This window comes from Devosia ginsengisoli (genome assembly GCF_007859655.1).
Lineage (GTDB): Bacteria > Pseudomonadota > Alphaproteobacteria > Rhizobiales > Devosiaceae > Devosia > Devosia ginsengisoli.
In genome coordinates this window covers 3,411,383-3,432,277 of the sequence record NZ_CP042304.1, presented here as the reverse complement: position 1 = coordinate 3,432,277, position 20,895 = coordinate 3,411,383, and the positions used below count along the sequence as shown (strand labels likewise).

At 63.5% G+C, this 20,895-nt stretch carries 19 protein-coding genes and 1 pseudogene; 10 read left to right on the top strand and 10 right to left on the bottom strand.

What is annotated here, in order from left to right; translation table 11 throughout:
• Positions 1–61 precede the first annotated feature (61 nt).
• The 5 genes from FPZ08_RS16810 (at position 62) to infB (ending at position 6,768) form a co-directional block, all read left to right on the top strand.
• The gene (locus FPZ08_RS16810) at positions 62–727 is read left to right on the top strand and encodes an FAD-binding oxidoreductase (protein ID WP_146291109.1); all 666 of its coding nucleotides are present in this window, start codon (positions 62–64) and stop codon (positions 725–727) included.
• A 249-nt stretch (positions 728–976) separates the two neighbouring features.
• On the top strand, positions 977–1,591 hold the full coding sequence (gene rimP / locus FPZ08_RS16805; RefSeq protein WP_146291107.1) for a ribosome maturation factor RimP: 615 nt from the start codon (positions 977–979) through the stop codon (positions 1,589–1,591).
• Entirely contained in the window at positions 1,592–3,190 is a 1,599-nt protein-coding gene (gene nusA / locus FPZ08_RS16800; protein WP_146291105.1) for a transcription termination factor NusA, read from the top strand.
• 85 nt (positions 3,191–3,275) lie between these two features.
• Complete coding sequence (locus FPZ08_RS16795; RefSeq protein WP_246132686.1) at positions 3,276–3,920, top strand: RNA-binding protein; 645 nt, start codon at positions 3,276–3,278, stop codon at positions 3,918–3,920.
• The gene (infB, locus tag FPZ08_RS16790) at positions 3,913–6,768 is read left to right on the top strand and encodes a translation initiation factor IF-2 (protein ID WP_146291101.1); all 2,856 of its coding nucleotides are present in this window, start codon (positions 3,913–3,915) and stop codon (positions 6,766–6,768) included. Before FPZ08_RS16795 ends, infB begins: the two co-directional genes overlap by 8 nt.
• 341 nt (positions 6,769–7,109) lie before the next feature.
• On the opposite strand, the gene FPZ08_RS16785 is transcribed toward infB, so the two are convergent.
• From FPZ08_RS16785 to FPZ08_RS16765, 5 genes are all read right to left on the bottom strand, one after another.
• Positions 7,110–7,736 (bottom strand): L,D-transpeptidase, encoded by a 627-nt coding sequence (locus FPZ08_RS16785; RefSeq protein WP_146293249.1) that lies wholly within the window; start codon positions 7,734–7,736, stop codon positions 7,110–7,112.
• Between the two features lie 256 nt (positions 7,737–7,992).
• Positions 7,993–10,137 (bottom strand): polyribonucleotide nucleotidyltransferase, encoded by a 2,145-nt coding sequence (gene pnp / locus FPZ08_RS16780; protein WP_146291099.1) that lies wholly within the window; start codon positions 10,135–10,137, stop codon positions 7,993–7,995.
• Between the two features lie 356 nt (positions 10,138–10,493).
• Positions 10,494–10,763 carry a 30S ribosomal protein S15 gene (rpsO, locus tag FPZ08_RS16775; RefSeq protein ID WP_146291097.1) on the bottom strand — a complete coding sequence of 90 codons (270 nt, stop codon included), beginning with the start codon at positions 10,761–10,763 and terminating at the stop codon, positions 10,494–10,496.
• A gap of 131 nt (positions 10,764–10,894) precedes the next feature.
• Positions 10,895–12,607 carry a sensor histidine kinase gene (locus FPZ08_RS16770; RefSeq protein ID WP_146291095.1) on the bottom strand — a complete coding sequence of 571 codons (1,713 nt, stop codon included), beginning with the start codon at positions 12,605–12,607 and terminating at the stop codon, positions 10,895–10,897.
• A 153-nt stretch (positions 12,608–12,760) separates the two neighbouring features.
• Positions 12,761–12,952 carry a hypothetical protein gene (locus tag FPZ08_RS16765; protein WP_146291093.1) on the bottom strand — a complete coding sequence of 64 codons (192 nt, stop codon included), beginning with the start codon at positions 12,950–12,952 and terminating at the stop codon, positions 12,761–12,763.
• A gap of 100 nt (positions 12,953–13,052) precedes the next feature.
• Here FPZ08_RS16765 and miaB point away from each other — a divergent pair.
• Positions 13,053–14,451: pseudogene (gene miaB, locus FPZ08_RS16760) on the top strand (tRNA (N6-isopentenyl adenosine(37)-C2)-methylthiotransferase MiaB).
• Here miaB and FPZ08_RS16755 read toward each other — a convergent pair.
• Together FPZ08_RS16755 and FPZ08_RS16750 are read right to left on the bottom strand one after the other, a co-directional pair.
• Positions 14,448–14,846, bottom strand: coding sequence for a type II toxin-antitoxin system VapC family toxin (locus FPZ08_RS16755; RefSeq protein ID WP_146291092.1), 399 nt, complete (start codon positions 14,844–14,846; stop codon positions 14,448–14,450). The pseudogene miaB and the gene FPZ08_RS16755 overlap by 4 nt on opposite strands.
• Complete coding sequence (locus FPZ08_RS16750; protein WP_146291091.1) at positions 14,843–15,076, bottom strand: AbrB/MazE/SpoVT family DNA-binding domain-containing protein; 234 nt, start codon at positions 15,074–15,076, stop codon at positions 14,843–14,845. Before FPZ08_RS16750 ends, FPZ08_RS16755 begins: the two co-directional genes overlap by 4 nt.
• 28 nt (positions 15,077–15,104) lie before the next feature.
• Here FPZ08_RS16750 and FPZ08_RS16745 point away from each other — a divergent pair, with 28 nt between their 5' ends.
• From FPZ08_RS16745 to FPZ08_RS16730, 4 genes are all read left to right on the top strand, one after another.
• Positions 15,105–15,287, top strand: coding sequence for a hypothetical protein (locus FPZ08_RS16745; protein WP_146291090.1), 183 nt, complete (start codon positions 15,105–15,107; stop codon positions 15,285–15,287).
• A 69-nt stretch (positions 15,288–15,356) separates the two neighbouring features.
• The gene (locus FPZ08_RS16740; RefSeq protein ID WP_246132685.1) at positions 15,357–16,418 is read left to right on the top strand and encodes a PhoH family protein; all 1,062 of its coding nucleotides are present in this window, start codon (positions 15,357–15,359) and stop codon (positions 16,416–16,418) included.
• A gap of 162 nt (positions 16,419–16,580) precedes the next feature.
• Positions 16,581–17,057, top strand: coding sequence for an rRNA maturation RNase YbeY (gene ybeY, locus FPZ08_RS16735; protein WP_146291086.1), 477 nt, complete (start codon positions 16,581–16,583; stop codon positions 17,055–17,057).
• 182 nt (positions 17,058–17,239) lie between these two features.
• The gene (locus tag FPZ08_RS16730; RefSeq protein ID WP_146291084.1) at positions 17,240–18,160 is read left to right on the top strand and encodes a hemolysin family protein; all 921 of its coding nucleotides are present in this window, start codon (positions 17,240–17,242) and stop codon (positions 18,158–18,160) included.
• A gap of 284 nt (positions 18,161–18,444) precedes the next feature.
• Here the strand turns inward: FPZ08_RS16730 and FPZ08_RS16725 are convergent, their stop codons facing one another.
• From FPZ08_RS16725 to trpS, 3 genes are all read right to left on the bottom strand, one after another.
• Positions 18,445–19,011: a NifU family protein gene (locus tag FPZ08_RS16725; RefSeq protein ID WP_146291082.1), complete on the bottom strand. Its 567-nt coding sequence runs from the start codon at positions 19,009–19,011 to the stop codon at positions 18,445–18,447.
• Positions 19,012–19,268: 257 nt separating this feature from the next.
• Entirely contained in the window at positions 19,269–19,742 is a 474-nt protein-coding gene (locus FPZ08_RS16720; RefSeq protein WP_146291080.1) for a universal stress protein, read from the bottom strand.
• A gap of 76 nt (positions 19,743–19,818) precedes the next feature.
• Positions 19,819–20,859, bottom strand: coding sequence for a tryptophan--tRNA ligase (gene trpS / locus FPZ08_RS16715; protein WP_146291078.1), 1,041 nt, complete (start codon positions 20,857–20,859; stop codon positions 19,819–19,821).
• Positions 20,860–20,895 lie beyond the last annotated feature (36 nt).

Here is a 20,895-nt window from a genome sequence, read left to right as displayed (position 1 = left end):
CGTTTGCGGCATGGGGAACCATTGGGCGAGGCAGGCGTCTAACAGGCACAAGGAGAGCACCATGCCCACGCGCGTCCAGATTCTGAAGACCGAAATGGTCACCCATAATGTCCGCCATTATCGCGTCGAAAAGCCGAAGAATTTTCATTTCGGCCCCGGACAGGCCACCGAAGTCAGCATCGACAAGCCGGACTGGGCGGACAAGAAGCGGCCTTTCACCTTCACCTCGCTCAATGACGAGCCGACGCTGGAATTCACCATCAAGAGCTATCGCGACCATGCGGGCGTAACCAATGCGCTCTGGGGCTGCGAAGCGGGCGACCACCTGCTGCTGCGCGATGTGTGGGGCACGATCCAGTACAAGGGGCCGGGCACGTTCATTGCCGGGGGTGCGGGCGTTACGCCCTTCATCGCTATTCTGCGCAGCCTCAATGCCAAGGGCGGATTGCAGGGCAATCGGCTGATCGTTTCCAACAGAGAAGAAAAAGACATCATCCTGCGCGACGAATTCGAGGCGATGGACGGGCTCGAGACGCTGTGGACCGTCACCAATGATCCCAAGTCCTCGCTGCTGCAGGAGCGGATCGATACGGCATTCCTCAAGAAGCATATCGCCGACTTCAACCAGCACTTCTATCTCTGCGGGCCGGACGCCATGGTGGCGGACCTGCGGGCAGCGCTGGAAGAGCTGGGCGCCGACGTGGCCAGCGTGACCTGGGAGAAATAGGGACACGCCCTCGTGGTTCGAGGCGCTGAAGAAGCGCACCTCACCATGAGGGCTACTGATACATCTTAGCTAGAAGTAGTCCTCATGGTGAGGCGGGAGCGCAGCGACCCTCGAACCACGAGGACGTGGCACTGCGGCGGCGACCCTTGCCACTTCGGGCCAACGGCGCTATATAGGCGCCAACATCTCAGCAAGTTTTGCAGAGTGGGAGCCGCCCGGCCCCGCTCTTTTTATTACCTGAAGGGGCCAATGAGCTTCGATCTCACCGAAAAACGCTACATCAAGGAAACGGGCCTGGAAGCCCGGATTTCCCGTATCGTCGAGCCGGTGGCCAATGGCCTGGGCTTTTCCCTGGTGCGGGTGAAGATCACCCAGGAAAACGGCATGACGCTGCAGATCATGGCCGAGGACGAGAACGGGCGCTTCACCATCGTCAATTGCGAGACGCTGTCGAAGGACCTCTCGCCGGTGCTTGACGTGGAAGACCCGATCGACCGCGAATATCACCTTGAAGTCTCCTCGCCCGGCATCGACCGGCCGCTGGTGCGCAAGCGCGATTTCGAGAGCTATATCGGCCATGAGGCCAAGATCGAGCTGGCCGACATGATCAATGGCCGCAAACGCTTCCGCGGCTTCATCAAGAGCGTGGACGACGAGGCGGTGACCATCACCCTGCCCGACGCGCCCGGCGGCACCGATCCCGACCATCGCCTGCTCCTCTCCACCCTGGCCGAGGCCAAGCTGGTGATGACCGATGCGCTGATGGAAAAGGCCCGGCTGGACCAGGAAGCCCATCCCATCGACGACGAAGATACCGAAACCGTCGAATACCAAGATTCTGAAGACTCCCAGGAGATCCACTAAATGGCCGTTAGCGCGAACCGCCTTGAGCTGTTGCAGATCGCAGATGCCGTTGCCCGCGAAAAGTCGATCGACCGCATGGTCGTGATCGAGGCGATGCAGGACGCCATGGAAAAGGCCGCCAAGGGCCGCTACGGCGCCGAGACCGAGATCAAGGTCGAGATCAACCCGCGCTCGGGCGAAACGCGCATGTGGCGCCTGCTCGAAATCGTCGAGGATGTGGAAGAGCCCAGCCGCCAGATCGACCTCAAGCACGCCCAGGCCAAGTCGGCCGAAGCCAAGGTCGGCGACTTCCTGACCGAGCCGTTGCCGCCGATGGAATTCGGCCGCATTGCCGCGCAGTCGGCCAAGCAGGTCATCGTGCAGAAGGTGCGCGATGCCGAGCGCGAGCGCATGTATGACGAATATTTCAATCGCATCGGCGAGATCGTCAACGGCACGGTCAAGCGCGTCGAATATGGCAATGTCATTGTCGACCTGGGTCGTGGCGAAGCCATTATCCGCCGCGACGAGCTGATCCCGCGCGAAATGTTCCGCTATGGCGACCGCGTGCGCGCCTATGTCTATGACGTGCGCCGCGAACAGCGCGGACCGCAGATCTTCCTCAGCCGCACCCATCCGCAGTTCATGGCCAAGCTGTTCATGCAGGAAGTGCCCGAGATTTATGACGGCGTGATCACCATCCGCTCGATCGCCCGCGATCCGGGCTCGCGCGCCAAGATCGCCGTGACGTCGTCGGATTCGTCCATCGATCCGGTCGGCGCCTGCGTCGGTATGCGCGGTTCGCGCGTGCAGGCCGTGGTTGGCGAGCTGCAGGGCGAAAAGATCGACATCATTCCGTGGACCGATTCGATCGCGGACCTCGTGGTTTCAGCGCTGCAGCCGGCCGATGTAGCCAAGGTGGTGCTGGACGAGCAGGCCGAGCGCATCGAGGTCGTGGTGCCCGATGAGCAGCTGTCGCTCGCCATCGGCCGTCGCGGCCAGAATGTGCGGCTTGCTTCGCAGCTGATCGGTTGGGATATCGACATCCTGACGGAGCAGGAAGAGAGCGAACGCCGGCAGAAGGAATTCACCGAGCGGTCGAGCCTGTTCATGGCTGCCCTTGACGTTGACGAGATGGTTGCCCAACTACTGGCTTCGGAAGGCTTCTCCTCGGTCGAGGAACTGGCCTATATCGACGCCAATGAAATCGCGTCGATCGACGGGTTCGATGAAGAAACCGCCGGCGAAATCCAGAACCGCGCTGCCGAATACCTGGCGGCCATCGACAAGGCCCATGACGAGGAGCGCAAGGCGCTCGGCGTCGAGGACGAGCTTTACGAGATTGCCGGCCTGACGGCGGCGATGCTGGTGGCCCTGGGCAAGGAAGACATCAAGACGGTGGAAGACTTTGCTGGCTGCGCCGCGGACGACCTGATCGGCTGGAGCGAGCGCAAGGATGGCGAAACCAAGCGTTTCGAGGGCACGTTCAAGGATTTCCCTGTGAGCCGCGAGGAAGCTGAAGACATGATCCTGCAGGCCCGCATCAAGGCCGGCTGGATCAACGAAGAAGACCTGCCGCCGGTCGAAGGCGACGAGTATACCGAAGAGGCTTCGGCCTAAGGGCCGAATCCCGGCGAGGGCACCAGAAATGGCCCGGCGCGAAGAAACGACGCGGATATGCGCTCTGACACGGGCTGAAAAGCCCGTGGCGGCGCTGATCCGTTTCGTACTTGGCCCCGACGGCGTTTTGGTGCCCGATACGGAAGCCAAGGCCGAGGGCCGCGGCGTGTGGATCAGCCTCAGCCGCGATGCCGTGGCCGAGGCGGTGAAGAAGAAGGTGTTCGCGCGCAGCCTCAAGAGCGAGGTTCGCCTGCCGGACGACCTGCCCGGGCTGACGCAGTTGCGGCTCGAACAGCGCTATCTCAATGCGCTGGGCATGGCCCGCAAGGCCGGGCAACTGACCTTTGGCGCCACCAAGGTGCGCAGCCTGATCGATACGGGGAACCTGATTGCCCTGATCACCGCCACCGATGCGGCCGCAGATGGCCGCAGCAAGATGGTCGGACCACTCAAGGCGCTGCATTACGCGGCTGCCGAGGAAGAAATTAACGGCTTCGAAGTGCCCCATTTCGAATTGCTCTCCTCAGAGCAAATGGGTTTGGCACTTGGCCTTGAAAATGTGATACATGCTGCCCTCACGAGAGGGGCGGCAGCCCAAGCGGCAGTGGAAAAGGCCCGTAGACTGGCCCTTTACACTGCCAAACCGACGGAAAAGGACACCGACCGCCTTGCGGTTGACGGTGACCTTTTGCCCGAGGCCACCGACGAAAGACGCGAGATACATGGCTGATAACGACGACAAGCGCACCGACGACACTGGCGCGAAGAAGACGCTGACATTGAAGGGCGGCCCAGGCCTGGGCAACCGTCCGGGCATGTCGCGCGGCTCATCGCGCTCGACGGTTGTCGTCGAAAAGCGCACGCGCCTGGTTCCCAAGCCGAATGTGCCAAGCGCACCGCATCGCCCGCAACCCGGTTCGGGTGCTCCGCAGGGTCAGCGGCCTGCTGCCGGCCGTCCGGCCGCAGCACCGCGCGCGCCGCTGGGGCTGAGCGCTGCCGAGGCCGAGGCCCGCCGCCAGGCGCTGGCATTGGCCGGGGCTCGCCAGGCCGAGGACAAGGAACGCTTTGCCGCCGAAGAAGCGCGCCGCATGGAAGACGATGCGCGCCGCCGCCAGATTCGCGAAGAGGCCGAGCGCGCCGAAGAGGAACGCCGCCAGGCCGAAGGCAGCACGGAAGAGCCCGCCGCCAGCGCGGCGCCGGACGCTGCCGCGCCGCAGGCCGCAGCTGAAACGCAGGCCGAGGCCGCGCCCGAAGCTCAGCCGGAAGCACAGGCGGATTATACGCCGGCTTCGCAGCGCAATCCTGGCCCGTCCAGCGTGCGCATGGTGGCCGGCCGTCCCGGCCAGCCGCCGCGTCCGCCGCGTGTCGAGCGGCCGAGCAATACCCGCCCCGAAAGCGAACGCGGCGCCAATGCGCTGATTCGCCCCGGCACGGCCGGCGCCCGTCCGGGCGCTCCGGGTGCCCGCCCATCCGGCACGGCCGGCCGTCCGGCCGGTGAGCGTCGTCCTGCCGGCTCGGGCATGGCCCCGATCGGCAATGTGCCGCCGGCGCCGCCCAGCGAAGCCGATGGCCGCAAGGTCCGCACCGGCGCGCCGCAGGTCCGTCCGACGACCGAAGCCGAACTCGAAAACGCCCGCCGCGCCTCGCGTGCGACGCCGGAGCGGCCGACGCGCCGTGCCGGCGAGGACGCCAATGCCCGTGGCCGCCTGACGGTGACCAATGCCGGCGCCGAGAGCGATCGCGATCGCGGTCCTTCGCTGGCCGCCATGCGCCGCCGCCGCGACAAGAAGATGGGCCGCAACCAGCAGGATGCGCCCAAGCTCAGCCGTGAAGTGACCATTCCCGAAGCCATCACGGTGCAGGAACTGGCCAACCGCATGGCCGAACGCTCCGTCACCGTCATCAAGATGCTGATGCAGCAGGGCCAGATGGCCACGATCAACGACGTGCTCGATGCCGATACGGCCGAGCTGATCGCGACCGAACTGGGCCATACCGTCAAGCGCGTGTCGGAAGCCGACGTCGAAGAGGGGCTGTTCGATATCGCCTCGGACGACAAGGCCGAGGACCTGACCGATCGTGCGCCTGTGGTGACCATTATGGGTCACGTCGACCACGGCAAGACCAGCCTGCTCGACGCCATCCGCGAGGCCAATGTCGTTTCCGGCGAAGCTGGCGGCATCACCCAGCATATCGGCGCCTATCAGGTCGAAAAGAACGGCAGCAAGATCACCTTCCTCGACACGCCGGGCCACGAGGCGTTCACCGCCATGCGTGCCCGCGGCGCCCAGGCAACGGACATTGCCGTGCTGGTCGTGGCGGCGGATGACGGCGTGATGCCGCAGACGATCGAATCCATCAAGCATGCCAAGGCGGCCGGGGTTCCGATCATCGTGGCCATCAACAAGATGGACAAGCCGGAAGCCAATCCGACCCGCGTGCGCACCGAGCTGCTGCAGCACGAAGTGTTCGTGGAATCGATGGGCGGCGACGTGCTCGACGTGGAAGTGTCGGCCAAGACCATGGCCGGCCTCGACAAGCTGCTCGAGACCATCCTGCTGCAGGCCGAAGTGCTGGAGCTCAAGGTGGCCCGCGACGGGCGCGCCGAGGGCCTGGTCATCGAAGCCAAGCTCGATCGCGGCCGCGGTGCGGTGGCGACGGTGCTGGTGCAGCGCGGCACGCTCGCTATCGGCGACATCCTGGTCGCCGGCACCGAATTTGCCCGCGTCCGTGCGCTGATCAACGACAAGGGCGAGCAGGTCAAGGAAGCCGGCCCCTCCATTCCGGTGGAAGTGCTGGGCTTTACCGGCGTGCCATCAGCGGGCGACCGGTTCTCCGTCGTGGAAACAGAGGCACGCGCCCGCGAAGTCACCGAATATCGCCAGCGCGCCATCCGTGAAAAGACGGCAGGCGGCGGCGCCACCAGCCTCGAGCAGATGATGAATCAGCTCAAGGTGGCCGGCATCGCCAAGTTCCCGCTGATCATCAAGGGCGACGTGCAGGGGTCGGTGGAAGCCATCGTGGCCTCGCTCAACAAGCTCTCCACCGACGAAGTGTCGGCGCAGATCCTGATGAATGCGGTGGGCGGCATTACCGAATCCGACGTGACGCTGGCCTCGGCATCGAATGCCATCGTCATCGGCTTCAACGTCCGCGCCAACAAGCAGGCCAGCGAACTGGCCGCACGCGACGGCATCGAAATCCGCTACTACAACATCATCTACGACCTCATCGAGGACGTGAAGAATGCGATGAGCGGCCTTCTCAAGCCCGAGCGCCGCGAAACCTTCATCGGCAATGCGGAAATCCTCGAAGTGTTCTCGATCACCAAGGTCGGCAAGGTCGCCGGCTGCCGGGTTACCGATGGCATCGTGGAACGCGGTGCCGGCGTGCGCCTCATCCGCGACAACGTCGTCATCCACGAAGGCAAGCTCAAGACGCTCAAGCGCTTCAAGGACGAGGTCAAGGAAGTCCAGACCGGCCAGGAATGCGGCATGGCCTTCGAGAATTACGAAGACATGCGCCAGGGCGACGTCATCGAATGCTTCCGCGTCGAGACCGTGCAGCGCACGCTGTAGAGGCTGGATCATTGAAATTGCAAAGGGCGCGGTGCAGACCGCGCCCTTTTTTGTTGGGCAGATCACATAGCCATCCCACCCACGGTCGCTTCCCGCGGACTTGATCCGCGGGTCACTCCCAACACGGCGCAAGGGACGAAAGACCCGCGGATCAAGTCCGCGGGAAGCGCCAGTGGTCGGGGGAAGGCGCCAGTATCCAACAAAAAGCCCGCCCCCTGTTTGGGAGCGGGCGTTTCAATTTCATCCCCGGGCCTTTGTCGCGGCAGCAGGAAACTTTGCTTCGGTGACTACGGATTCCGAAACAAGGCGCCCCGCTGCCGCGGCAGCGACCCGGGAGCGGGTTAGTTGATCACCACCACGCGGGAGCCGGTGGGCACGCGGGCGTAGAGATCGATAATGTCCTGGTTCATCAGGCGGATGCAGCCCGAGGAGACGTTGGTGCCGATCGTATAGGGCTCGGTGGTGCCATGCAGGCGGAACAGCGTGTCGCGGCCATTCTTGTAGAGATAGAGCGCGCGCGGGCCCAGCGGATTGGTGGGGCCGCCTTCCATGCCGCCGGCATAGGGGCCGTAACGCTCGGGTTCACGCTTGACCATGCTGCTCGTGGGCGTCCAGCGCGGCCATTCAGCCTTGCGACCGATGGTGGCGGTGCCCCGGAAAACCAGCGATTCGTCCTTGCCGACGCCGATGCCGTAACGCAGAGCGCGGCCGCCTTCGAGCACCAGGTAGAGGAAGTGCTGCGGGGTATCGATGACGAGGGTGCCCGGCCGCTCCGTGGTCATATAGGGCACTTCCTGGCGCCACCAGCGCGGATCGACGCGGCGCAGGTCCATGGCGGCAATGGGGAATTTCTCGCCCAGGATGGCGCCATACATGCGCAGGTAATAGGGATCGACCTGCGGCTCCTGCACCACGGGGGTGCGGGTGGAGGAACAGGCGGCGAGGGCGACGGCGGGGAGGCCGATCATGAACAAGCGGCGAGAGAGCAAGGGCAATTCCCTGGGTAAGCTTGGACGCAATTGTACTGGCCGGTCAGTGGTTAAGCTGCCGCCAGGAGGTTCGCTAGTGCAGGAAAGCCTCACTCGCCCAACGAGCTTTGATGGAGAGGGTTCCTCTCCGTAATGTGATGGCCGAAAGCTGTTGCAAAGCTGCAACGCACGCAAAAGGCCCGGATTGCTCCGGGCCTTCTCACAGACTTCTTGCAGATTTCCTGCGATTTGCTCGCTATTCGGCGGCGGCTTCCTCGCCCTTGGCGATTTCCTTGCCGGTTGCCTGATCGACAACCTTCATGGAGAGGCGGACCTTGCCGCGCTCATCGAAGCCCAGCAGCTTGACCCAGACCTTGTCGCCTTCCTTGACCACGTCGGTGGTCTTGGCAACGCGGGCCTCGGCCAGCTGGCTGATATGCACCAGGCCGTCCTTGGCGCCGAAGAAGTTCACGAAGGCGCCGAAATCGGCGGTCTTGACGACGGTGCCCTGATAGATGGCGCCCACTTCGGCTTCGTCGGTGATCGACTTGATCCACTTGATGGCCGCTTCGATCTGCGAACCGTCCGAGGAGGCGATCTTGATGGTGCCATCATCCTCGATGTTGATCTTGGCGCCGGTCTTTTCGACGATCTCGCGGATCACCTTGCCGCCGGTGCCGATCACTTCACGGATCTTGTCGGTCGGGATCTTCATGGTCTCGATGCGCGGCGCGAATTCACCCACTTCCGAACGGGACGCGGTGATGGCCTTGGCCATTTCGCCCAGGATGTGGATGCGGCCGCCCTTGGCCTGCTCGAGGGCGATCTTCATGATCTCCTCGGTGATGCCGGCGATCTTGATATCCATCTGGAGCGAGGTCACGCCCTGATCGGTACCAGCCACCTTGAAGTCCATGTCGCCGAGGTGATCTTCGTCGCCGAGAATGTCTGACAGAACAGCAAACTTCTCGCCTTCGAGGATCAGGCCCATGGCGATACCGGCAACCGGACGCGCCAGCGGCACGCCGGCATCCATCAGCGCCAGCGAGGTGCCGCAGACGGTGGCCATCGAGGAGGAGCCGTTGGATTCGGTGATCTCGGACACGATACGGATCGTGTAGGGGAATTCCTCGACCGAGGGACGGATCGGGTTGATGGCGCGCCAGGCGAGCTTGCCATGGCCGATTTCGCGACGGCCCGGGGACCCCATGCGGCCAGCTTCACCCACCGAGTAGGGAGGGAAGTTGTAATGCAGCAGGAAGTTCTGCTTGTGGGTGCCTTCGAGCGAGTCGATATACTGCTCGTCTTCGCCGGTGCCCAGCGTGGCAACGACCAGAGCCTGAGTTTCGCCGCGGGTGAACAAAGCCGAACCATGGGTGCGGGGCAGAACGCCAACTTCGGAAACGATCGGACGCACGGTCTTGAGATCGCGGCCGTCGATACGCAGGCCGGTATCGAGCACGTTCCAGCGCACGATCTTGGCCTGCAGGTTGTGGATCACTTCGCCGAGGTCTTCAGCGGAGACGTCACCGGCTTCGACCTTGGCGGCAAAGGCTTCCTTGACGGCCTTCTTGGCGGCGTCGACGGCAGCATAGCGCTGGGCCTTGTCGGTGATCTTATAGGCAGCGCGCAGGTCCTTTTCGGCAACCTTGAGCACATCGGCTTCGAGAGCCGAATAGTCCGGAGCGGCGAAATCGCGGGGTTCCTTGGCAGCCAGTTCGGCCAGCTTGATGATGGCCTGGATAACCTTGCGGCTCTCGGCATGGCCGAACATCACGGCGCCGAGCATGACTTCTTCGCTCAGTTCCTTGGCTTCAGACTCGACCATCAGCACGGCGTCTTCGGTGCCGGCCATGACGAGATCGAGCTTGGATTCGGAGCGACGGTCAACGGCGAGGTTGAGGACATATTCGCCATCAACGTAACCGACGCGGGCCGCGCCGATCGGGCCCATGAAGGGTACGCCCGAAATGGTCAGGGCCGCCGAGGCGGCGACCATGGCCAGCACGTCAGGATTGTTTTCCATATCGTGCTGCAGAACGGTGATGACCACCTGGGTCTCGTTCTTGTAGCCTTCGGGGAAGAGCGGGCGGATCGGGCGGTCGATGAGGCGCGACACCAGGGTCTCGTTCTCGGTCGGGCGGCCTTCACGCTTGAAATAGCCGCCCGGGATCTTGCCGGCGGCGAAGTATTTTTCCTGGTAGTTGACGGTCAGCGGGAAGAAGTCCTGGCCGGGCTTGGCCGACTTGGCTGACACAACGGTGGCGAGCAGCACGGTCTCGCCCAGGGTGGCGAGCACGGCGCCATCGGCCTGGCGGGCCATCTTGCCGGTCTCGAGCGTCAGGGGCTGGCCGCCCCAGTTGAGCTCGACCTTGTGGTAATCGAAATTGATCGTGGACATGTATCGTCTTTCCATTCTGCCGGGGAGCGGTAACGCGGGGGCGTAGCAATCCCGCGAACTCAGCCGGTGCGCCCGCACCCGCCGGCACACCCCATGTGTGACGCGGGCTCAAAATCAGGCGCGGTTTACGTCCTTGGCGGTGACGAAACATGGGCAAGACAACAAGCAGCTCCTGAAACTTGTCAGGCGCCTCACGGGATCAAAACCAAGGGATTGATTTTGCGAGCGTGAGGCGGGGAGCGGCCAATAATCCTGCCATGCTCCGGCAATCGCCGGTCTACGCTTTTCACCCCGATAAAGGAGCGAAAGCGGAGGCGGAGGCTGGCCCCCGCATCCGCAATTCGGTTGCGCGCTTGTTAGCGGCGCAGGCCGAGTTTTTCGATCAGGGTCTTGTAGCGGCTCTCGTCGACCTTCTTGACATAGTCAAGCAGGCGGCGGCGGGTCGAGACAAGCTTCAGCAGACCGCGGCGGGAATGGTTATCCTTGCCATGGCCCTTGAAGTGTTCGGTGAGGTTGGCAATGCGTTCCGACAGGATGGCAACCTGGACTTCCGGCGAGCCGGTATCGTTGGCCTTGGTGGCATATTCCTGGATCAGAGCGGTCTTGCGCTCAGCAGTAATCGACATCGGGCATATCCTTTCAAAGGAGGATCGGGTCGCCCCGGCCGGGATGTCGTCCAGGCGGGGCCGTGAAGGCCCGGACCCGAAGGCCCGAGGCTGGCGTCCCTATAGTGCAAAGCGCGGAATAACGCCAGAATTTATTCGGATGGCTCATCTTCGGCGGTAGCCGGCGCCACTGATGGGTCGATGGCGCTGAGCGGAATGAGGAAGCGCCACTCCATGCCGTCATCGTGGCAATGCCGTTCGACCTCGGCGCCCAGTGAGCGGCCGACCATGGATTGCAGGACCGTGGTGCCGAAGCCGACCCGGTCACTGGTGGCAACCGTATGCGGCACGGTTTCGCGCCAGTTGAAGTCCAGCCGCTGATCGACAATGCGCCAGCGCACCTTGAGCGTGCCACCATCGCCGGCAAAGGCCCCGTATTTGACCGCATTGGTGGATAGTTCATGGGCCGCCATGCCCATGATCTGGGCGGCCTGGACATTGAGCCGCACCGTAGGCCCAGCCACATCGACCCTGGACGCGTCAGGCGGGCTGAACGGGGCGATCTGGCTTTCCACCAATTCGCCGAGCAGCACGCCGGCCAGGCCATGGGCCAGCAGCAGGTCGGTGGAGCGGGCCAGGCCGTGGATACGACGCTCGAAGCCCTGCACGTAATCTTCGACATTATCGGCGCCGCGGGCGGTCTGCTTGGCCATGGCGGCAATAACGGTCATCTGGTTCTTGGAGCGGTGCGCCAGTTCGCGCATCAGGAAGCGCACTTCGTTTTCGGCGGTCTGGCGTTGGGCGGAGGCCTCGGCCAGGGCCTGGGACACTTCGGCGATCTCGGCGACCGGATAGGCCCTGGGCACTGCCACCTCGCCGCGGCCGAGCTTCTGGGCCTCACGGCGCAGGCCGCGCACGGAATGCGCGACGCGCTGGGAAATCAGCAAAGCCGCGCCGGTGGCGAAGAGGGCAATGAGAATACCCCAGGCCGCCAGCCAGAACCGGCTGTCATCGATCGGCCGGCCGACGATATCGGTCGAGGCCCAGGCCACCACGCGCCAGCCGGAAATCGGCGCCCTGCGCTCGGCGGTCACCACGGTCTTGCCGTCGAACAGTTCGCGCCGCCACTGGTCGGGCGCGGCGTCGGGCACCGGCTGGCGCACGGGCAGGGTGGTACCGGTCTCGAGCCCGGCCTCGGGCGTAGCGGCAATCACCACATTGCGGGTATCCACCAGCGCGGCGTGCCAGCCGGACGGCAATTGACGCGCCTGCAAGGCCGAGGTCAGCCGGTTGGCTTCCTGTGTCAAAGCGAGCAGGGCCACGCCGGACGGATTGTCGGGCAGCGCCACCAGGACATTGAACAGGGCGCGGCCGGTCACCTTGCCGGTAAAGAGGTTTGACACCGCGACACCGGCAGCGAGCGCCCGCTCGGCCGAGGCCGGATCGGAGGTCTTGCCGGTCGAGGAGCCAAAGGGCTCGTCGGTATTCAGGACCACATCGAGATCGGCATCGAGCGCGATCAGATTGGCGCCCATCTGCTCGAGCGACACGACGGCGCCGTCACGGAAATCGGCCAGCCGTCCATTGCGCAGCAATTCGGAGGTGGAGAGCACGCGCAAAGTGGTGAGCATGCCGCCCACTTCATTATCCACGGCCTGGGCCATGGCCTCGACCGTGGCGGTGGTGAGGGCGCGGATGGTCTGTTCCTGGGCGTCGTTATTGCGGTTGAGCAGGACCAGCGACACGACCAGCGCCGGGATCAGGATGACCAGCATCAAGGCGACAAGATAGAGCACGACCGGCCAAGGCCGCCTGCCCAAAGCCGGTGCAGTCCGGTCCACCCTGTGCTGCGTCGCCCCCGCCATACCGCGCTTTCCGCGGCTGCTATCACACCATACCCTTCAGCCGCTGCCCAACCATAGCGTCAGACGGACGCCGCCCGATAGCGGGCAGCAGCAATCTTTGTGCAAATGTTTGACGGAACTGGCAGAAATGCCACGTTATCCGGGCAATGCGCCTCAGTATTTGGCGCTGGAATCGCTGGCCGGGAAGCTCTCGTCAACGGCCTCATCCTGCTTGTCCCAATTGGTCGGCTTGTCTTTCTGCGCTTCCTTGCCGGCATTGCGCACCTGCACCGGCGCATCTTTGGGGCCGGGCTTCTTGCCGCCCTTCATGGCGGCGGCCTTGTCGGACTTGTGGTTCTGGGTCATGGCAAACTCCCTTGTTGGGAAAGAAACCCGCAGGATGGGGCAAGGTTGCAGGCGCCGGAGACGGCTTGGAGTCTTCCGCAGCCACTGATAAAGAGCCGGCATGACCGAGACGCGCGCTAATTCCAAGAAGCTGTTCATCAAGACCTATGGGTGCCAGATGAACGTCTATGACAGCGACCGCATGATGGATGCGCTGGCGCCGCACGGCTATGAGACGACGCTGGACATGGCGCAGGCCGATCTCGTGCTGCTCAATACCTGCCATATCCGCGAAAAGGCCTCGGAAAAGGTGTTTTCCGAACTGGGCCGGCTCAAGGAATTGCAGAGCGAGCGCCGGGCGCTGGGCGGCGACATGATGATCGGGGTGGCCGGCTGCGTGGCGCAGGCCGAGGGCGAGGAAATCGCCCGTCGCGCGCCTGTGGTCGACATGGTGTTCGGGCCGCAGGCCTATCACAGGCTGCCCGACATGCTGGCCAGAGCCGAAGCGCAAAGGCACCTGCATCCGGGCCTCAAGCGGGCGGTCATCGATACCGACTTTCCTGAGGAAGACAAGTTCGAGCACCTGCCGGCGGCAAGGAAGGAAGTCACCATCAAGCGGGGGCTGACGGCGTTCCTGACGGTGCAGGAAGGCTGCGACAAGTTCTGCAGCTTCTGCGTGGTGCCCTATACGCGGGGCGCCGAGGTGTCGCGGCCGGTGGCGCAGGTGATCGCGGAGGCGCGCGGGCTGGTGGAAGCCGGGGTGAAGGAAATCACCCTGCTGGGCCAGAACGTCAATGCCTATCATGGGCTGGACGCGGCCGGCCGCGCCGTGGGGCTGGGCGAACTGGCGTATCTGCTGGTGGACATTCCGGGGCTGGAGCGGCTGCGCTATACAACCAGCCACCCCCGCGACATGGACGATGCGCTGATGGCGGCGCATCGCGACCTCGATATCCTGATGCCCTATCTGCATCTGCCGGTGCAATCGGGCTCGGACACGATCCTCAAGGCGATGAACCGGCGCCATACGGCGGCCGAGTATCTTGCTGTGATCGAGCGTATCAAGACGGCGCGGCCGGATATGGCGCTGTCGGGCGATTTCATCGTCGGCTTCCCGGGCGAAACCGACCAGGATTTCGAGGATACGCTGCGCATCATCCGCGAGGTCGGCTATGCCTCGGCCTATTCGTTCAAATATTCGACACGGCCGGGCACGCCGGGCGCCAATCTGGACGGGCAGATCGCCGAAGAGGTCAAGACCGAGCGGCTCTACCGGCTGCAGGAGCTGGTCAACGCCCAGACATCAGCCTTCCACCAGAGCTGTGTGGGCAAGACGCTGCCGGTGCTGATCGAACGGCCGGGCCGCCAGGCCGGGCAGGTGGGCGGGCGCTCCCCCTTATCTTCAGGCCGTACATCTGGAAGGCAGCACCGAGCTGATCGGGGCGATCCACCAGGTCGAGATCATCGGCACCAGCGTCAACTCGCTGGTGGGACGGTTGAAGGTCAAGGCGGCGGCTTAGGGTGTGATCAGGTCAAGCGCGGGGAAGTAGGTGCGGTAGCGCCGTACGTCCCTCGTCAGCAATGGCCAGCCTGCCACAGATGCATGGGCTCCGATGAAGAAGTCGGGCAGCACGCCGGACTTCGTCCCGCCGGCTCTGCGATACCGCCCAAAGACCTTGCCAGCAAGAAACAGAGCCGCCTTCGGCAGGGGGACTACTTCGATTTGGGCCTCGGCCAGAAAAGCGTCCAGAGCCTCTATCTGCTCGTACCGGACAGCAAGCTCGGCGTAGACGACGTCGCTCGTCAGCAGCGACCCAACCAGTGAGGCCGCTTCCAGGCTGGCCTCAGACCAGTCGCCCCAAACGGGGTCGTCGGTCATCACATCGATCAGCACGTTGGAATCGACCAGTATCAATCTTCACCGCGCGTCATAGCCATAATCTCGTCGGTGCTGAGGCCGGGTCCGGCATGGCCTCTTAGCTTGGCGAATCGGCTCGGCGGGGCGTCCTTGTCGGCCCGGCTCAGAACGATCTCGCCCTTGTCATTGCGACGGAATACCACCCGTGTCCCGGCCTCGATGCCAAGAAGGTCGCGTACGGGCTTGGGGATCGTGACCTGACCTTTACTGGTGACTGCTGCACTCATGACATTCTCCTAGGTAAGGAATGCTATCATGAAGGTATTACTTTTGGGCAACCTATTCAAGATAGCCGGCACCCTTGGCGCCGGCCGCCATTCGGGCGTAGCCCTCATGGCCTTCTCGCCTAAAAACGCTCCACTGGAGCGTTTTTGCCGCCTTGCGGCCGGCGAGAAGCGTCACAATATTGCTACAGACATTGCACCCAAATCATCCTAGCCTCGTTGTCATCATCGCGGCGCGCCCGCGCCGCCCCGTTTCGGGAGCCACACCAGTTTGAGCAGGCATTTGTCACCGACCGCAGACAACGCACTCGCATCGCAACTCGAACTCGCTTTTGAAGACAATCGCCTCGCTGCCCAGCTGTATGGCGATTTCGACCAGAACCTCGCCCTGATCGAGCAACGGCTCAAAGTGTCGGCCACGCCGCGCGGCAATCATGTGCTGCTCAAGGGCGCCGCTTCATCGGTCGACCAGGCCCGCCGCGTGCTCGAATCGCTTTATGCCGGGCTCGAAGAGGGAAGGGCGATCGACATTTCCGATGTCGATGGTGTCATCCGCATGATCGAGACCGAGGACAGCCAGCTCACCCTGCCGACGCTGGAGCGCAAGGGCAAGGTGCGCATGGCCCAGATCGCCACGCGCAAATCCACCATTGTCGCCCGCACCCCGGCGCAGGACGCCTATATGCGCGCCATGGAGCGGAGCGAGCTGGTGTTCGGCGTCGGTCCGGCCGGTACCGGCAAGACCTATCTGGCCGTGGCGCATGCCGCGAGCCTGCTCGAACGCGGCGACATCAACCGCATCATCCTCAGCCGTCCGGCCGTCGAGGCCGGCGAGCGGCTGGGCTTCCTGCCCGGCGACATGAAGGAGAAGGTCGACCCCTATCTGCGCCCGCTCTACGACGCGCTTTACGACATGATGAAGCCGGAAAATGTCGAGCGCTGCCTGACCTCGGGCATTATCGAAGTGGCGCCGCTGGCCTTCATGCGCGGGCGGACACTGGCCAATGCCGTGGTCATTCTCGACGAGGCGCAGAACACGACATCCATGCAGATGAAGATGTTCCTGACCCGCCTGGGCGAGAATTCCAAGATGATCGTCACCGGCGATCCGACCCAGGTCGACCTGCCGCGCGGCGAGAAATCGGGGCTGATCGAGGCGGTGCAACTGCTCGACGGCGTCGAGGGCGTGCATGTCAGCCGCTTCGGCGACAAGGACGTGGTGCGCCATGCGCTGGTCGGCCGGATCGTGCGGGCCTATGAGGCCGATACGGCCAAGCGGCTGGCGCAGAAGGACCGGGATACCGAAGGGCCGGCGCGGACATTGGGCACCTTGCCGCGGGCATAACCGGCCCGTGGCACGCCCTCGTGGTTCGAGGGTCGCTACGCTCCCGCCTCACCATAAGGGCTACTGGGAGAGTGCTGAGTTCCAGTAGCCCTCATGGTGAGGTGCGAGTTCTTCACGAGCCTCGAACCACGAGGGCGTGGCACGAAGCAATGAATGGTTTGAATGCCGCCTAGACCACCACTGGACATTGCCGTCATCCGCAATGATGACGCCTGGCCCGAAGACCTCGATGTGCGCGCCGAAGAGGCGGTGCTGGCAGCACTCAGCCTTGCCAAACCCAAGGTCAAGGGCATGGCGGAGCTGTCGATCCTGCTCACCAATGACGAAGAACAGCACGAACTCAACAAGGCATGGCGGGGCAAGGACAGCTCCACCAATGTGCTGAGCTTCCCGCAGATCGAGCCTTTCGGGCCGGTTGTGGGCTTATTGGGCGACATCACGCTGGCGCGTGAAACGCTGATCCGCGAGGCGGAGGAGCAGGGCGTCACATTCGAGGCGCATTTCACCCATCTCGTGGTGCATGGCTTTCTGCATATTTTAGGGTATGATCACCTAACGGACGCGGAGGCTCTTCAAATGGAGGGCCTCGAAACCCAGATATTGGCAGCGCTCGGGGTCGAGGACCCCTATGCCGACTAGGGCCGGCGCCATAATGGACCGGGCGTATTCCGTTTCGAGGACAGATAAGCCGCTTGTTGCGGCGAGAGATCATGAACGACAGTGACAGTCCGGGCCCCCAGGCGCCCACCAATCCCGAGCCTCCTTCTAGCACCGCCTCCGTGTCCGCACGGGGGCCAACGATATGGAACCGCATCAAGGCCATGCTGGCCCGCGGCACGGTATCGCTGCGCGACGACCTGCAGGTGGCGCTCGACGAACAGGGGAGCTCGGAAGCCGCCGATTTCTCCGAAAGCGAACGCACGATCCTGCAGAACGTGCTCAAGCTCTCCAATGTGTCGGTTGGCGACGTGATGGTGGAGCGATCCGACATCCAGGCCATAGAGGCCGATGTCAATCTGGGCACGCTGATCGCCCGGTTCCGCCAGGTGCATCATTCGCGCCTGCCGGTCTATGACGACAATCTCGACAACATTCTGGGCTTCATCCACGTCAAGGACGCGCTGGGCAGGATCACCGAGCCGGTGACCGACCCGGCCAAGGACGTGCCGGTGAAGCTGGTTTCGAGCGTGCTCAAGCAGAAGATCATCAAGCTCGACATCACGCGCGACGCCATGTTCGTGCCCACGTTCATGCCTGTTGGCGACCTGCTGCAATCGATGCGCGCTTCGCGCGTGCATATGGCCATCGTGGTCGACGAATATGGCGGCACCGACGGGCTCGTGACCATCGAGGACCTGCTCGAGGCCGTGGTCGGCGAGATCGAGGACGAGCATGACGAACTGGCGGCGTCGCTGATCCGCAAGGTGGGCGCCGATACCTATATCGCCGATGCCCGCGCGGAACTGAGCGATGTGCAGAGCATGATCGGTCCGGATTTCGACCCCGGCGACTATGCCGAGGATGTGGACACGATCGGCGGGCTGGTGTTCGACCTGGCCGGCCATGTGCCCAAAAGGGGCGAGCGGGTGACGCGGCTCGACGGCTTCGAATTCGAAATTCTGGCCGCCGACAGCCGCCGCATCAAGCGGCTGCGCATAAGGCGCAAGCGGGAAGGCGATAGTGCCGAGCCGCTGGCGATTACCGATCAGCGGACACCGGCGGAGAAGGCGGCGGCGGAGTAGGGACTTTGGTCCTTCCGCAAGAGTACCCCTCCCAACCTCCCCCTGAAAAGGGGGAGGAGCCGCGCAGTGAATGGGGCAAGAAGCTGCCAAACTCTCGATCTGTTCCTCCCCCTATCAGGGGAAGGTTAGGAGGGGGTATCCCAAAAACTAAGGGTCCGGAGATTGCTCTCCAGACCCTTGGCTTGCTGCTTAACTGATGTCGCTCAGGGGCCATTCGGGGCATAGCCCTCATGGCTTTAGTCACTAAAATCGCTCCACCGGAGCGATTTTGCCTGCGGCCGTTCCTAAACCTGCTGAACGGCCTCGACGCCCGGCACGAAGTGGCGGAGCAGGTTTTCGATGCCGCTCTTGAGCGTGGCGGTCGAGGAGGGGCAGCCGGAGCAGGCGCCCTGCATGTGCAGGAAGACCGTGCCTTCCTTAAAACCCTTGAAGGTGATGTCGCCGCCATCCATGGCCACGGCCGGACGGACGCGGGTAGCCAGTAATTCCTTGATGACTTCGACGGTCTCGCTGTCTTCTTCCTCGAAGAATTCATCAACCTCGTCGAAATTGGCGACATCCACGCCACCCTCGACTATGACAGGCTTGCCGGACAGGAAATGGTCCATGATGACGCCGAGAATGGCCGGCTTGATATGGGCCCAGTTGGTATCGTCCTTGGTCACCGAGATGAAGTCGGAACCGAGGAAGACGCCGGTGACGCCGGAAATACCGAACAGGCCTTGGGCCAGCGGGGAACTGCCCGATGCTTCGACGCTACGGAAATCGCGCGGTTCGCCGACCAGCACATCGCGCCCCGGCAGGAATTTGAGGGTCGCTGGGTTGGGCGTGGCTTCGGTCTGGATGAACATCGGGGCGCCTGCGATTTTACGATTAGAACGCTTCTAAAATAGACTTTTGCGCTCAGGATGCAAGGGGGGATGAGCGGAGGAGGGGTATGCGTCAGGCCGATGCTTCCTCATCCCAAGCCGTCACTCACCGGCCGTCACCCTCGGGCTTGACCCGAGGGCTCTACACTTGCGGGCCGCGGGGTAAGTGAAGTGTCCTCGGGTCAAGCCCGAGGATGACGCGCAGTTGGAATAATGCCTTCGTGCGACCCACCGCACGCTCAGCAGATGGCGATGATCTCCTCGTCGCTCATGCGGCCGGGCACGATGGTCAGCGGGATGGGCAGGGCGTTGGCGCGGCTGGCGAAATGCATGACCAGCGGGCCGGGGCCTTCGCCGGAAGTGGAGGCGGCCAGCACCAGGATGGCGATGTCGCGGTCCTGGTCGATGACACGCTCGATTTCCTCGGCGGCACTGCCCTCGCGGATCACCGATTCGCTGCGGACTTCGCCGATGTCGCGGATGCGGACGAGGCGGGCGTCGAGATTGCGCTCGGCTTCCTCGACGGCTTCGGCGCGCAGCACATCCTCGACCCCCAGGCCGATGAATTCGGGCTTCTGGATGACGCTCATCAGCACCACGGTGCCGCCCGTGCGCTTCACACGGTAAGCCGCGAAGGTCAGCGCCCGTTCGCATTCGGGCGTCTCGTCGATGACGACGAGGAATTTGCGCTTGTATTCGGTCTGGGAAACCATGCGCGCCCCCTTGGTTTTGTCTCTTTGTCGCGTTTCCGGGCGGAAAACCCGCGCTGCACTTTTCCTGAAACGCTTTTTAGCGGATGAAGCCGACAATAGAGCGGACATCGACCATTGTCGCCTCTGCCAGCGCACGCGCGCGCTCGGCGCCGTCGCGCAGGATGGCGTCGATCGTCGTCGTGTCCTCGACCAGCCGGCGCATTTCCTCGCCCATGGGGCCAAGCACCGAGACGGCCAGGTCGGCCAAAGCCGGCTTGAACGTGCCCCAACCCTTGCCGCCGAATTCGGCGATGACCTGGGTTTTGCTCTGGTCCGACAGTGCGGCATAGATGCCGACAAGATTGTCGGCTTCGGGCCGCCCGGCCAGGCCCTCCACGGTCTCGGGCAGGGGCTCGGGATCGGTAGTGGCCTTCTTGATCTTCTTGGCAATGCCATCGGCATTGTCGAGCAGGGAGATGCGCGACTGGTCGGACGGGTCCGACTTGCTCATCTTCTTGGTGCCGTCGCGCAGGCTCATGATGCGGGTGGCGGGGCCGGCAATCAGCGGCTCTGTGATGGGGAAGAAGCTCCCGTCATCCTGCCCGACATTTTGCGCTGCGATGGAAGCGGCATAGTCATTGTTGAACTTGGCGGCGATGTCGCGCGTCAGTTCCAGATGCTGCTTCTGGTCGTCGCCGACAGGCACATGGGTGGCCTTGTAGAGCAGGATGTCGGCCGCCATCAGGCTCGGATAGGCCAAGAGGCCCAGCGAGACATTTTCCGAATTCTTGCCGGCCTTGTCCTTGAACTGGGTCATCCGGTTCATCCAGCCGATGCGGGCGACGCAGTTGAATATCCAGGCCAGTTCGGCATGCTGCATGACCTGGGACTGGTTGAAGATGATCGCCCGCTTGGGGTCGATGCCGGCAGCGACATAGGCGGCGGCCACTTCGCGGGTGGCGCGGCGCAGGTCATCCGGGTCCTGCCAGACCGTGATGGCATGCATGTCGACGACGCAATAGATGCAGTCATGCGTATCCTGCAGCGGCACGAAGCGCCTGATAGCGCCGAGATAATTGCCCAGATGCAGGTCGCCCGAAGGCTGGATGCCGGAAAACACACGATTGGTGAAGGTCATAGGATGCCCGATATTCGCGATAGTCGCGAACTTCTA

What these genes read in the sequence shown, in the direction of transcription:
- FPZ08_RS16810 (WP_146291109.1), top strand. Translation starts at nt 62, where the DNA reads ATGCCCACGCGCGTCCAGATTCTGAAGACCGAAATGGTCACCCATAAT.
- rimP (WP_146291107.1), top strand. Translation starts at nt 977, where the DNA reads ATGAGCTTCGATCTCACCGAAAAACGCTACATCAAGGAAACGGGCCTG.
- nusA (WP_146291105.1), top strand. Translation starts at nt 1,592, where the DNA reads ATGGCCGTTAGCGCGAACCGCCTTGAGCTGTTGCAGATCGCAGATGCC.
- infB (WP_146291101.1), top strand. Translation starts at nt 3,913, where the DNA reads ATGGCTGATAACGACGACAAGCGCACCGACGACACTGGCGCGAAGAAG.
- FPZ08_RS16785 (WP_146293249.1), bottom strand. Translation starts at nt 7,736, where the DNA reads ATGATCGGCCTCCCCGCCGTCGCCCTCGCCGCCTGTTCCTCCACCCGC.
- pnp (WP_146291099.1), bottom strand. Translation starts at nt 10,137, where the DNA reads ATGTCCACGATCAATTTCGATTACCACAAGGTCGAGCTCAACTGGGGC.
- rpsO (WP_146291097.1), bottom strand. Translation starts at nt 10,763, where the DNA reads ATGTCGATTACTGCTGAGCGCAAGACCGCTCTGATCCAGGAATATGCC.
- FPZ08_RS16770 (WP_146291095.1), bottom strand. Translation starts at nt 12,607, where the DNA reads ATGGCGGGGGCGACGCAGCACAGGGTGGACCGGACTGCACCGGCTTTG.
- FPZ08_RS16765 (WP_146291093.1), bottom strand. Translation starts at nt 12,952, where the DNA reads ATGACCCAGAACCACAAGTCCGACAAGGCCGCCGCCATGAAGGGCGGC.
- FPZ08_RS16750 (WP_146291091.1), bottom strand. Translation starts at nt 15,076, where the DNA reads ATGAGTGCAGCAGTCACCAGTAAAGGTCAGGTCACGATCCCCAAGCCC.
- FPZ08_RS16745 (WP_146291090.1), top strand. Translation starts at nt 15,105, where the DNA reads ATGAAGGTATTACTTTTGGGCAACCTATTCAAGATAGCCGGCACCCTT.
- ybeY (WP_146291086.1), top strand. Translation starts at nt 16,581, where the DNA reads ATGCCGCCTAGACCACCACTGGACATTGCCGTCATCCGCAATGATGAC.
- FPZ08_RS16730 (WP_146291084.1), top strand. Translation starts at nt 17,240, where the DNA reads ATGCTGGCCCGCGGCACGGTATCGCTGCGCGACGACCTGCAGGTGGCG.
- FPZ08_RS16725 (WP_146291082.1), bottom strand. Translation starts at nt 19,011, where the DNA reads ATGTTCATCCAGACCGAAGCCACGCCCAACCCAGCGACCCTCAAATTC.
- FPZ08_RS16720 (WP_146291080.1), bottom strand. Translation starts at nt 19,742, where the DNA reads ATGGTTTCCCAGACCGAATACAAGCGCAAATTCCTCGTCGTCATCGAC.
- trpS (WP_146291078.1), bottom strand. Translation starts at nt 20,859, where the DNA reads ATGACCTTCACCAATCGTGTGTTTTCCGGCATCCAGCCTTCGGGCGAC.